The following is a 12,852-nucleotide window of genomic DNA, read 5'->3' on the forward strand; positions in this document are numbered from 1 at the left end:
GGTTTGATGCGCGTGTGCAGAGCATGAAACGCATGCGCGCGGTGAACAGGACGTGCGGGGCTTGCGGAGCCGTGCGCGAGTACTACGCAGCCATGCACAACGGGGCTACGCGGCTGTGCGCACGGCCACAGAGCCGCGCAGGAGGCTTGAAGCGCTTGCGCGCGGGGCTTGAAGCGCATGCACGCGGCGAACAAGTAGCGCGCGGGCTTGCGGAGTGCACGGCTTGCGCGCGCAGCTTGATGCCCACGCCCGGACTACGCAGTCGTGCACGGGGCGGCGGCCCGGTTCGATCCCGACTGCCTGTTCGATCCCGACTGTCTGACGTCCTCAGACGGCGAAGACCACGGCTGCTACCGCAACCGCGCCGAAGAGGATCATCGAGCAGGTCATCCAATTGGAAATATCGCCGTTCTGTTTGGTGTGTCGCATCATTGACGCCTCCTGAGCGTGACTGGTGAACCAGTGCGTTCTCATTACGTAAATGCTCTGACTTGCCGCCAGCTGTGCTTTTTGAGATCGGGATTTTTCATCCGGCGCCGCGCGCACAAGTACCCGCATTCACCGTTTGGACGAGATTATAGCGATTTCGGTCTATGGCTTCAATTTATGCCGGGGCCGCGCCCATCACATTTTACTGTAGAGTGAAACGAAGCGAGCCCGGGGGTGAAATCAGGCGGCAGCCGTCTCGATGAGCCTTGGAAAGACGACGCGAACGAGCGCGCCGCGTCCGCCGTGGAAGTCCTGCGGCGCGTCGTGCATTTCGAGCTGGCCGCCATGGTCCTCGATGATTTTCTTGACGATGGCGAGGCCGAGACCGGTGCCTTTCTCGCGCGTGGTGACATAGGGTTCCAGCAGCTTGTGGCGATCCTGCTGCGGCAGTCCCTTGCCATTGTCGAGGACCTCGACGACGATCGAGGTGCCGACGCCCTTGGCCCGGACGAGGACGTGGCCCTGGTCGATGGCGCCGGATTCCAGTGCTGCCTCGATCGATTCAGAGGCATTCTTGATGATGTTGCCGAAGGCCTGTCCGAGCAGGCGGCCATCGACATTGCCCATCAGCGGCTCATCGGCGAATTCATGTTCGATCTTGATCGCGCCCTTGCTGATCTCGATCAGGAAGGAAGCGTCGCGCAGGATGTCCACTATGTTGGCGGCGGTCAGCTCGGGCTTCGGCATGCGGGCGAATGCCGAGAATTCGTCGACCATGCGGCCGATATCGCCCACCTGCCTTATGATCGTATCCGTGCACTGCTCGAACACCGCGCGGTCCTCGACGATGACCTTTCCGTAGCGGCGGCGGATGCGTTCGGCCGAGAGCTGGATCGGCGTCAGCGGGTTCTTGATCTCATGGGCGATACGGCGGGCGACATCGGCCCAGGCGGACGAGCGGTGCGCCGCCACCAGATCGGTTATGTCGTCGACGGTGACGACGTAGGAGGTGTGCCTGGTCTCCGCCTCTTCGCGGGTGATCTGCACGTTGAACGAGCGCACCACGCCATTATGGGTGATGCCGATCTGCTTGCGGGTCGAGTGGCGGTCGTTTTCGGCGGCGAGAGCGAAAACCTCGCCGATCTCGGGCATGACGTCGATGAGCGTCCTGCCCGTCGCTTCCTCGGTGGTAACGCCGAACATCGCCTCGGCCGGCCGGTTCAGCCCGGCGATGTTCCCATCGGCGTTCACGCTGATGACGCCGGCAGTGACGCCGGAGAGCACGGCCTCGGTAAATCTGCGCCGCTCGTCGATCTCGTCCTTGGCCGAGATGAGGGCGCTGTGCTGTGTCTTCAGCTGTTCGACCATCTTGTTGAACGTCTGCGACAGCGCGCCGATATCGCCGTCGGAGCCCTTTACCGGCACCGATACGTCGAAATTGCCGGTCGCGACATCCTCGGCCGCTCCGATCAGCAGGCGGATCGGCTGGACCACGCGGTTGGCGACGGCGATGCCCGTCCACACCGCCGTCAGCAGCAGCAGCAGCGTCAGCTCGACATAGAGCAGGGCGTAGGTGATCTGCGTGTTGGTGCGGTTGCTGGCCAGCGCCTGATATTCCAGGTTGTTGTCGGTCATGACCCGCATATTGCCGAGCGCCGAAGGATCGACGGCGCGGATCGTATAGAGATAGAGACCCGGCAGGCTCTGCGTCTTCATCACGGCGCCGACGAGATTGGTCGCGCCCGGCGGGATGAGCACCGGCTTGCCGCCCGCCGCGCCGGCCAGCGCCTCCAGCGGCACCGGCGGCAGGGTCAGGTCGTTGAAGAGGCGGGCAGTCACGACGGCCTCGCCATCGGAGCGGACGAGCGAGGCGCCGAGCAGATTGTTCCTGTCGGCATCATAGGTCAGCCAGTCGGAAAAGGCGCTGCGGTCGAGACTGTAGAGCATGCGGCGCTCGTCGAGCTCGATGACCATCGACAATGTGGTAACGAGCAGGCTCTGGGCATTGTCCTCCGTATAGGACTGCGCCGCCTTGATCGACATGTCGATGATCTGGTTGTTTTCCGGATTGATCCAGGAATTCAGGCGGTTGTCGAGGACGATCAGCGAAAAGCACGCGACGATGATCGAAGGGATCGACGCGATGAGCGCGAAGATTATCGTGATGCTCGTGTGCAGGTCGCGGTGCTTCTCCTTGCTCTTGAAGAGGATCAGCTTGCGCAGCGTCGCATAGGAAAGATAGATGAGGATCAGGATCGATACGGCATTGGCCGCGATGATGATCTGCGTCGTCTGCTTCGTCGGCGATATCCCGGTGACGCCCATCATGATGACGAAGGAGATGATCGTCGAAGCCAGCACCAGCAGCGTCATGCCCAGCGCGCCCCGGGGCAGTACCTGCGGTTTTTCTATGTTCTTGGTCGCGGACATCCGACAGCCTTGTTGGCCGCACATGATGGTGCGGTTGTCATCCTAGCGGGAATATCGCCCGCCGCCTGCCTTGTAAAGCATCGCGGCGCCATGCGAGGCTGGCGGCAGGTTGCGGCGGCGGCGTTTTCCCGCTCGGAAACAGCGGCGCCCGCCGGTTCCGCTTGACAAGTTTGATGCGCATATGAAACTTTTGCACAGGTTTGCAAAAATGGACCTGCGGCAGGGAGGCGCCGCCAATCAGGGAGGAGAATCATGCGTACGATAGTGGCATTTGGCGCTGCGCTGGCGGTCGGAATCCAATTGATGCCGACGGAGGTACGGGCGGCGGGCAATCTCAATCTCATCTGCTCGGCGGATGTCGTCATCTGCGAATTGATGAAGACCAACTTCGAGAAGGAAAAGGGCATAAAGGTGAACATGGTCCGCCTTTCTTCCGGCGAGACCTATGCGAAGGTCAGGGCGGAGGCGCGCAATCCGAAAACGGACATCTGGTGGGCCGGGACCGGCGATCCGCATCTTCAGGCCGCCGCCGAGGGATTGACGCAGGAATACAAGTCGCCGCTCCTCGACCAGTTGCAGGATTGGGCGAAGAAGCAGGCCGAGAGTTCGGGCTACAAGACGGTCGGCGTCTATGCCGGCGCGCTCGGCTGGGGCTATAATACGGATATCGTCAAGCAGAAGGGGCTCAAGGAGGCCAAATGCTGGTCGGACCTTACCGATCCGTCCTTCAAGGGCGAGATCCAGATGGCCAACCCGAATTCCTCCGGCACCGCCTATACCGCGCTCGCTTCGCTGGTGCAGATCATGGGCGAGGACAAGGCGTTCGACTATCTGAAGCAGCTCAACGGCAATATCTCGCAATATACCAAGTCGGGCTCGGCTCCGGTCAAGGCGGCGGCGCGCGGTGAAACGGCGCTCGGCATCGTCTTCATGCATGATGCGGTGTCGCAGATCGCCGAAGGCTTCCCGGTCAAGGCCGTGGCGCCCTGCGAGGGCACCGGCTACGAGATCGGCTCGATGTCGATCATCAAGGGCGCGCGCAATCTCGACGAAGCCAGGCAATGGTACGACTGGGCGCTTTCCGCCGAGGCCCAATCGCACATGAAGGAGGCGAAATCCTTCCAGCTGCCATCCAACAAATCCGCGACCGTGCCGCCGGAAGCACCGAAGTTCGAGGATATCAAGCTGATCGATTACGACTTCAAGACCTTTGGCGATCCGGCCAAGCGCAAGCAATTGCTGGAGCGCTGGGACCGGGAGATCGGCGCGAGCGCCAATTAGCGCCTGCACCCTGGACCGTGCCCGGCGATGACCGCCGGGCATGTGGCAATTCGAGCCGATCGGCGGATTGAATGGAACGAAGCGACCGAAGATTGAACATAGCGCTCGGCATCGGGCTTGCCGGGCTCGTGGCCTTGCCATGGTACCGCATCGAAAGCGGCTTCTTCGGCCTTGACTGGCTCGGCGGTTTTCCCGGCGGCGCGGGCGAGGCCCCGGCCATCGTCCAGATCCTTGCCCACCATCGCTGGACCCTCGCGGTCATTGCCGCGATCTTCGCCATCGGCGCCTGTGCAAGGTTTCTGGCGGTTTCCCCGGCGCGCTCGCGGCTGCTTGTCGGCGCGGGCGTCGCCGGCGTGTTGTTCCTCGTCCTGCAGGGGCTCGCGGTCGGTTTCACCGGCTGGAGCTGGACCATCAGCGAAACGCTGTTCGGCCCGCTTGCCGACGGCCAGCCATCCATGGGGGCGGGCGCGGCGCTGACGGCCATCAGTTTCACGCTGATGCTGTCCTTCGGCCTCGCCGAGCGCGGCGTGTTGCGCGGCGACGCCTTCGTCATCGCCTCGATCGCGCTGCTGGTCTTCCTCGTCTCGATCTTCGTGTTCTACCCGGTCGGAAGCATGCTTGTCGGCGCGTTCCAGACTTTCGACGGCTCGTTCGATCCTTCCGGCTTCACCCGCAATATCCAGGATCCGTCGATCTGGAGCCTCGACTGCCTTGCCGGCGGCAATCGCTGCGGCGTGGCCTGGCGCACGCTTTTCCTCGCGGTGGTCACCGCGTCAGGCTCGACATTCCTCGGCCTCTGCTTCGCGCTGATCGCCACGCGGACGCGCTTTCCGTTCAAGAAGGCGCTGCGGCTCCTGACCATCCTGCCGATCATCACGCCGCCTTTCGTCATCGGCCTTGCCCTCATTCTCCTCTTCGGACGGGCGGGGGTGGTGACACAGGAGCTTTCCAGCCTGTTCGGCATCGAGCCCGGTCGCTGGCTCTACGGCCTGACGGGCATCTGGATCGCCCAGGTGCTGTCCTTCACCCCGATCTCGTTCCTCGTCCTCATCGGCGTGGTCGAAGGCGTCAGCCCATCGATGGAGGAGGCGTCGCAGACATTGCGGGCCGATCGCTGGCGCACCTTCTGGCGGGTATCGCTGCCGCTGATGGAGCCCGGCCTTGCCAATGCGTTTCTCATCGGCTTCATCGAAAGCATGGCCGACTTCGGCAATCCGCTGGTGCTGGGCGGCAGCCATGGCGTGCTTTCGACCGAGATATTCTTCGCGGTGGTCGGCTCGCAGACCGATCCTTCGCGGGCGGCGGTCCTCGCCATCATCCTGCTCGTCTTTACCCTTTCGGCCTTCCTGGCCCAGCGGTTCTGGCTCGCCGGAAAGAGCTTTGCGACGGTGACGGGCAAGGGCGATTCCGGCGCCCACATCGCGCTGCCGCGCGCCCTGTCCATTGCGATCCATGCGATCGTGCTGCCATGGATCGGCTTCACGCTGGTCATCTATGGCATGATATTCTTCGGCGGGTTCGTCAAAACCTGGGGCCTCGACAACAGCCTGACATTCGAACACTACCGGCGCGCATTCTCCTTCTCCTTCGCCGACGGGGCCATTGCCTGGACCGGCGTCGCCTGGAATTCCTTCTGGACGACGATGGAAATCGCCCTCATCAGCGCACCGCTTACGGCGATAGTCGGGCTGCTGACCGCCTATCTCATCGTCCGCCAGCGTTTTGTCGGGCGCAATGTCTTCGAATTCGCGCTGATGATGAGCTTTGCCATCCCGGGAACCGTCATCGGCATCAGCTATGTGATGGCATTCAATCTGCCGCCGCTGGAAATGACCGGCACGGCGCTCATCCTCATCGCATGTTTCGTCTTCCGCAACATGCCGGTGGGCGTCAGGGGAGGCGTGGCGGCCATGAGCCAGCTCGACAAGAGCCTGGACGAGGCGTCGCTGACGCTGCGGGCGACGAGCTTCCGCACGATCCGCAAGGTGATCCTGCCGCTGCTGCGCCCGGCCATCGTCGCCGCGCTGGTCTATTCCTTCGTGCGGGCGATCACGTCGATCAGCGCCGTGATCTTCCTCGTCAGCGCGGAGTACAACATGGCGACCGCCTATATTGTCGGCCTCGTCGAAAACGGGCAATACGGCGTCGCGGTCGCCTATTCCTCCACCCTGATCATCGTGATGATCATCATCATCGGCGGTTTCCAGTTGCTGGTCGGCGAAAGACGGCTGCGGCGGGAGAACCGCATAGCGCAGCAGTTCGCACCGGCCGTCGCGTCGGCAGAAAAGGCAAGGGAATGACGGCAAATCTTCAAGGTTCGGTGGTTTTCTCCAATGTGCGCAAAGAGTTCGGCAGCTTCACCGCGATACATGATCTGACGCTGTCGATCGAGCCCGGGACATTGGTGACGCTGCTCGGTCCATCGGGCTGCGGCAAGACGACGACGCTGCGCATGCTCGCCGGGCTGGAGCATCCGACATCAGGCCGGATCTCGATCGGCGGCAGGGATGTCACCATGCTTCCCGCCAATGAGCGCGACGTTTCGATGGTGTTCCAGTCCTATGCGCTGTTTCCGCATATGAGCGTGCTGGAGAATGTCGCCTATGGCCTCGATTCATCCAATATGGGCAAGAAACAGGCGCGGGAGCGCGCCGAGGAAGGGCTGAACCAGGTCGGTCTCGCCGGCTTCGGCTCACGCCTGCCGGCAGAGCTTTCCGGCGGCCAGCAGCAGCGGGTGGCGGTGGCGCGCGCGCTGGTGCTGGAGCCACAGGTCCTGCTTCTGGACGAGCCGCTGTCCAATCTCGATGCACGCCTGCGCCGCCGCGTGCGCACCGAGATCCGCGAGCTCCAGCAGCGGCTCGGCTTCACCGCCGTCTATGTCACCCATGACCAGGAGGAAGCGCTTGCGGTTTCCGACCGGATCGTCGTCATGCAGGAAGGGCGCATTGCCCAGCAGGGATCGCCGCGCGAACTCTACGACATGCCAGCTTCGTCCTTCATCGCGGATTTCATCGGCGAGGCCAATGTGATGGCGTGCGAAGTCGTGCGGAGCGAGGCAGGCCGCGCCATCATCCGCGTCGGCGGGCTCGAACATTCCGTGCCGGGCAGGGGCGTGGCGCCCGGGCCGGCGCAGATCGCGGTCCGCCCGAACGCGATCACGCTTGATCCGTCGCTGAACGGCGCGCTGCGCGGAACGATCAAATATGCCGCCTATCTTGGCGACCATGTGGAATATGAGGTCGAGACGGAAGCGGGCACGCTGTTCGTCGTCGATCCCGCCGCCGACAGCAACCTCGCGCCCACGACGGAAGTCAGTATCGGCTTCCTCGATCGCGGCATCGCACTCATCACAAACTGAAGTTCATCGAAGGAACACCCATGACATCGCATGCCGCCCAGTTACAGGATCGTTTTGCTCTGGCGCAGGAAATGGCCAGGGAGGCAGGTGCGGCCGCGCTTTCCTATTTCGAGGCGAGGGAACAACTCGTCGTCGAGATGAAGGCCGATCCGCAGGATGTGGTGTCGATCGCCGATCGCGAGGTGGAGGAACTCATCCGCAAGCGCATAGCGGCTGCGTTTCCCGACGATGCGGTCCTTGGCGAGGAATATGGCGCCAGTGCCGGGACGTCCGAATTCACCTGGGTGGTCGACCCCATCGACGGCACCAGCCCCTTCGTCAATGGAATGCCAAGCTGGTGCATATCGATCGCCGCGCTGCGTGGCGACGAGATCGTCATAGGCGTCATCCATGCACCCTGCAATGACGAGCTTTACGCCGCCGCCGACGGCATGGGCGCAACGCTCAACGGCAAAGCGCTCAAGCTCGACGATAGCCGCACGATCCGCAATGCGGTTACCGGCATCGGCGCGAACCATCACGTCACCCCGGCGGCGGTGGCGGCGATCGTCGAGAAACTGCTCGGCGCCGGCGGCAATTTCATCCGCAACGGCTCCGGCGCGCTGATGCTGGCCTATGTGGCGGCGGGGCGTCTCGTCGGCTATTACGAGCCTTATATGCACGCCTGGGACTGCATGGCCGGCTATTGCCTGGTGAAGGAGGCCGGCGGTTGGCATCATCCTTTCCCCGTCGCCGCCGGACTGACCAAGGGAGCGCCGGTGCTCGCCGCCGCCCATGGTGCGGTGGGCGACCTGCGCGCCATCGCCGGGCTTTGACGGCGACCGCCCTGCAATCAAACCCCCGCCCCGTCCGAAGCCCCGTCGCCCGGCATGAGGGGGATGTGAGCGCATTTATTTCCATGACCGAAAAAATATCGTTTGCGACCGTCCAGCGTCCGTCTCGATCATTGACTTATCACGGCAAATAACATCGACTAAAGTACGGTGTGTGGGTCACCGAGATCTGAAAAAACTGGGTCATGATGAAGTTCGTGCGAGATTTGGTCTGGGCGCCGACGATAGGATTGTCCTGGTTGTGGGGGCTGGGCTTCTTTTATTCGTTCCATGTGACGTTGACCTATGGCTGGCTGGGCTTCTTCGGCTTCGCCATCGCCAATGTCGCCGGGCTGTGGCTGTTCGGCTATATTCTCGGCAGGAGCGCGCGTTCGCCCGACCAGATCATGAAAACGATCGAGGGGCCCTATGCGGGCGTCTTCCTGCTGTTCCAGATGGCGGCGCTCATCGTCACGATCTTCGGCTTCGTCGCCTATCTGTGGCAACCGATCGTCGGCGAGGGCGCCGGGCTTGGCGTCGCGCTTCTCCTGCTCTTCGCCTGCGCGGTCGGCCACGCCCTGTCGCTCGGCCAGCTCAAGCTGCTCCACATCGCCTATACGATCATCGGGGTCGCGGCGGCCATCGTCCTGCTTGCCGGCCTGAGTGCAACCTCGGACTACCCGGGCGTGCCGCTGCAGAGCTTCGATGCGCGCTTCTACGGGCTGATCATGCCGACGCTGATCGGCTTCCTGCTCGGGCCATGGCTCGATATCCAGCACTGGCAGAGGGCGGCGCAGATCAAGCGGGAAGGCGGCAATGTCGGCGTCGCCTACGGCGCCGGCGCGCTGATCTTCTTCGGCTTCCTCCTGCTCAACGCGCTGACGGCCTCGGCGATCGGGCCCATCGGCAGCGTGCTTTCGATCGACGGCCTGCCAAGCGCCCAGGGCGCCGTATCGGCGGCGGCCGTCCTTGCGGCCGAGAATGGCCAATCCCGGCTGGTGGTCGCCTTCGTCATCTGGACGGTCATCGCGCTCGCCTCGACGGTAGACAGTTTCTATTGCGCCACCGCCTGGTTCCTCAAGGGCAAGAACATGCGCAGCAACAGCCCGTTGCTGGCGCTCATCCCCGACAACATCGCTTCCTCGCCGCTCTGGCTGCTTATCGGCGCCACCTGGGTGGCCTTTGTCGCGGTGCCGGCGAATTTCTCGCTGATGTATTTCATGATGCCCTTCGCGACGCTGTTCGTCAGCGCGTCGGCCAACCTCGTTTGCGAATCCCTCGGGGCCAAGCCGAAATTCGATCCGGTGCTGAGCTTCATGATCGGCTGCGGCTCGTCGCTGATTTTCGTGCTCGGCTATGTGCAGCCGGTGCCGGGCTTCCTGTTCATTTCGCCATTCATCGGCCTTATCGGCGCGCTGCCGGTGATCATCGAGCTGATCGGCCCGAAACCCAGGGCGGTCCCGGTGGAAATCGTCGATCAGCCGGTGCGGATGATGACGCCGTCGCCGATCGCCGCCGCCGACGGCCTGGAGGAAATCTCGCCCTCGCACGGTTTCGACGGCGAGTGGTTCGTGATGCAGCTCATCCCGACCTATGACGATACGAATTCGGTCGGCAATGTCTATTTCGCCAATTATGTGCGCTGGGTCGGCAAGGCGCGCGAACTGTTCTTCAATGTGTGCATGCCGGATTTCGACCTGGCCACCACGCGTTTCTACATTCTCACGCGCTCCTTCACCCATGATTATCGCCGGGAATCGAAGGAATTCGAGCAGGTCAGCGTGCGCATCAAGATTGCCCGCCATAACCGCAAATTCGTCACGCTCGCCCATGAGATCCACAGCGCCTCGCAGGGGCTTCTCGGCCATGGCGAGCAGTCGCTGATGTTCGTCGACAGGGACAGCTATGCGCCGCTCGATATTCCGGGCGAGGTGATCAAGGGCTTCCTTGCCTATTGGCCCAAGGATTCGCGGCTGTCGCCAAGCTACCGCCCGCAGAACCTGGAACAGGCGAAGCGCCAGATCTGATCAGCTGGCGACCTGGTAGCGCTCCCGGTCGAAGGACAGAAGATCGAAGGTCTTCTCCATCGGTTCGGCGGGGCTGAAAAGGAAGCCCTGCACCTGGTCGCAGCCCTCCTTCTGGAGGCAGGCCAGCTGCTCGCGCGTCTCGACGCCCTCGGCGGTGATGGTCATGCCCATGCTCGCGCCGAGACCCATGACGGCGCGGATGATCGCCAGGCTGCCGCGATTGTGCGGCAGGTCGCGGACGAAGGACTGATCGATCTTGATCTTGTCGAACGGCATCTTGCGCAGATAGCTCAAGCTCGAATAGCCGGTGCCGAAATCGTCGAGCGCGATGCTGACGCCCATGGCGCGGAACTGCCGCAGCAGCGATATTGCGGCGACATTGGCCTCGAGGAACACCGATTCGGTGATTTCCAGTTCGAGCCGGCTCGGCTTCAGATCGTTCTTGTTCAGGGCGTCGCGGACGATCGACGCGAGATCCGAATGGCGGAACTGGATGGCGGAGATGTTGATCGCCACATGGACATCCTGCGGCCAGGAGGCGGCGATGCGGCAGGCTTCCTGGATGATCCATTCGCCGAGAGGCATGATATTGCCGGTTTCCTCGGCAATCGGGATGAAGATCGTCGGCGAGATGAAGCCATGCACCGGATGCTTCCAGCGCAGCAGGGTCTCGAAACTCACGGTCTTGAGCGTCTGCGCCGATACGATGGGCTGGAAATGCAGGATGAATTCGTTACGGGCGAGGGCGCCGCGCAGGTCCATTGCCAGCGCGCGCTTGGCCTCGATGCGCGCATCCATCTCCACCTCGTAGAAGCGGAAGCTGTTCCGCCCCTCGTTCTTCGTGCGGTAGAGCGCAAGATCGGCGCAGCGCATGATGTCGTTGACACTGTCGGTCGGAGCGATCGCTATGCCGATGCTGAGCTGGATATTGATCTGGATACCGTCGATCCAGAACGGCTGCGAGATGTTCTGGACCAGTTGCTGGGCGAGTTCGGTTGCCGCGGCGTGATCGGCGCCGCGGGCGAGAATGGCGAATTCGTCGCCGGACAGGCGGGCGACGGTGTAGCTGGCGGGCGAGGAGTTGCGCAGCCGTTCGGCCGCCTGCCGCAGCAGCTGGTCGCCAATGCCATGGCCGAAACTGTCGTTCACGGTCTTGAATTCGTCGAGGTCGATGCAGAATACGGCGAAGGAGGAGAGGCCGGCGTCGAGGTCCCTGGTCGCCTGCTGCAGCTGGTCGCTGAACAATGTGCGGTTGGGCAGGTCGGTCAGCACGTCATAGCGCGCGAGATAGGAAAGCTGGTCCTCGGACTGCTTGGCGGCGGTGACATCGGAGCCGACGCCGCGATAGCCGATGAACATGCTGGCATTGTCGAAGATCGGCTTGCCGGTCAGCGACCACCAGCGCGTCTCGCCCTTGATGTTGATGGGCAGGATATGATTGCGGAACGTCAGGCGATTTTCGATCGCCTGCCACATGGAACCGACCTTGACGGCCGCTTCCGGATGCGCCTGGTCGATCTTGAAGAGCTGTGCGAAAGGCATGCCCTGCAATTCGCGCGTGGTCTTGGCGGCGATCTGCGCCAGGCGGGGCGAGGTGTGCTGCAGCCGCAGATCCGCATCGGTTTCCCAGATCCAGTCGCTGGCATTCTCCTCGAAATCATAAAGAAGCAGGCTGATGACCTCCTTCTGCTGCTCGACCTTGATCTGGTCGAGCGTGCGCATGACGATGAGATTGCTCATGTGCACGATGGTGAAGAGGATGAAGAGCGCGTAGAAGGCCAGAAGGACGGCGATGAAAAGAAAAAAGTCCTCGCCCGTCGCCGCCAGCGCGAAGAACGAGCCGGTGATGATGGTGCCGGAATAGGCGATCGCCGCCAGCGGCACCACGGCGATACCGATGCCGGTAGCCATCAGGCCGGCGGCGGTACAGGCGATGAGCAGCCGGTGGTAGGCGTCGGCATCGAGAAACAGCATCAGCGGTATGCTGGCGAGACAAATGCCGTAGAGCGCCGACATGATGATCAGGTAGCGGATGGCGTCGAAGCCGAGTTCCTTGACCTTGGGCAGTTCGTACCATTGCCAGCAGGCGAAAAGCGAAACCGCCGTCAACAGGGCCGCAGTGATGGCGACGCCGCCGAGATAGAGCTTCGGGCCGAAATCCCAGAATACGTAAGTGACCACGAACACGACGCACATGGCGACCAGAACCGTGAACGGCGCAAGCCGCAGCGCGACATCCATCTGCTCGGCGTAGACGCGACGCTTCACAGTGGGGTTTATGGTTCCCCGCATTCCGAACAGGGATCGGATGGCGTCAACGCTGATGAATTTGGACAATCGCACGCGCGGGCCTCAGGCAGTGTGTGTACTTGTATTCATGCTAGAGTGATTTTGTTCGGCATTGGTTAAAATACTTATCATTTTTCCTGATAGTTACCAATGTCCTTGCCCCCGAAGGGGAGGCACTTCAACGATATCGGACGAGCTCGCATGAATTGGTGCGGCAGATATCTTC

The 12,852-nt window shown here is 62.5% G+C and carries 7 protein-coding genes; 5 read left to right on the top strand and 2 right to left on the bottom strand.

Annotated features, from left to right (window positions below; all coding sequences use genetic code 11):
• Nucleotides 1–669: 669 nt before the first annotated feature.
• Nucleotides 670–2,859 carry a sensor histidine kinase gene (locus tag OSJ75_RS00750; protein WP_267226182.1) on the bottom strand — a complete coding sequence of 730 codons (2,190 nt, stop codon included), beginning with the start codon at nucleotides 2,857–2,859 and terminating at the stop codon, nucleotides 670–672.
• 252 nt (nucleotides 2,860–3,111) lie between these two features.
• On the opposite strand from OSJ75_RS00750, the gene OSJ75_RS00755 reads away from it, so the two are divergent.
• The 5 genes from OSJ75_RS00755 to OSJ75_RS00775 all read left to right on the top strand — a co-directional run bounded on the left by OSJ75_RS00755 (nucleotide 3,112) and on the right by OSJ75_RS00775 (nucleotide 10,337).
• On the top strand, nucleotides 3,112–4,140 hold the full coding sequence (locus OSJ75_RS00755) for an ABC transporter substrate-binding protein (RefSeq protein WP_267226185.1): 1,029 nt from the start codon (nucleotides 3,112–3,114) through the stop codon (nucleotides 4,138–4,140).
• Nucleotides 4,141–4,211: 71 nt separating this feature from the next.
• Entirely contained in the window at nucleotides 4,212–6,440 is a 2,229-nt protein-coding gene (locus OSJ75_RS00760; RefSeq protein ID WP_267226187.1) for an ABC transporter permease, read from the top strand.
• Complete coding sequence (locus OSJ75_RS00765; RefSeq protein ID WP_250013157.1) at nucleotides 6,437–7,498, top strand: ABC transporter ATP-binding protein; 1,062 nt, start codon at nucleotides 6,437–6,439, stop codon at nucleotides 7,496–7,498. The genes OSJ75_RS00760 and OSJ75_RS00765 overlap by 4 nt, the downstream gene beginning before the upstream one ends.
• A gap of 20 nt (nucleotides 7,499–7,518) precedes the next feature.
• A complete protein-coding gene (locus OSJ75_RS00770) occupies nucleotides 7,519–8,313 on the top strand; it encodes an inositol monophosphatase family protein (RefSeq protein WP_250013158.1) in 795 nt (264 codons plus the stop codon).
• 206 nt (nucleotides 8,314–8,519) lie between these two features.
• Entirely contained in the window at nucleotides 8,520–10,337 is a 1,818-nt protein-coding gene (locus tag OSJ75_RS00775) for an acyl-CoA thioesterase (RefSeq protein WP_267227016.1), read from the top strand.
• Here OSJ75_RS00775 and OSJ75_RS00780 read toward each other — a convergent pair whose 3' ends face one another.
• A complete protein-coding gene (locus OSJ75_RS00780; protein ID WP_250013159.1) occupies nucleotides 10,338–12,680 on the bottom strand; it encodes a putative bifunctional diguanylate cyclase/phosphodiesterase in 2,343 nt (780 codons plus the stop codon). It abuts the gene before it with no gap.
• Between the last annotated feature and the right edge of the window lie 172 nt (nucleotides 12,681–12,852).

This window comes from Phyllobacterium sp. 0TCS1.6A (assembly GCF_026420825.1).
Classification (GTDB): Bacteria; Pseudomonadota; Alphaproteobacteria; order Rhizobiales; family Rhizobiaceae; genus Phyllobacterium.

What these genes read in the sequence shown, in the direction of transcription:
- OSJ75_RS00760 (WP_267226187.1), top strand. Translation starts at nt 4,212, where the DNA reads ATGGAACGAAGCGACCGAAGATTGAACATAGCGCTCGGCATCGGGCTT.
- OSJ75_RS00750 (WP_267226182.1), bottom strand. Translation starts at nt 2,859, where the DNA reads ATGTCCGCGACCAAGAACATAGAAAAACCGCAGGTACTGCCCCGGGGC.
- OSJ75_RS00775 (WP_267227016.1), top strand. Translation starts at nt 8,520, where the DNA reads ATGAAGTTCGTGCGAGATTTGGTCTGGGCGCCGACGATAGGATTGTCC.
- OSJ75_RS00755 (WP_267226185.1), top strand. Translation starts at nt 3,112, where the DNA reads ATGCGTACGATAGTGGCATTTGGCGCTGCGCTGGCGGTCGGAATCCAA.
- OSJ75_RS00765 (WP_250013157.1), top strand. Translation starts at nt 6,437, where the DNA reads ATGACGGCAAATCTTCAAGGTTCGGTGGTTTTCTCCAATGTGCGCAAA.
- OSJ75_RS00770 (WP_250013158.1), top strand. Translation starts at nt 7,519, where the DNA reads ATGACATCGCATGCCGCCCAGTTACAGGATCGTTTTGCTCTGGCGCAG.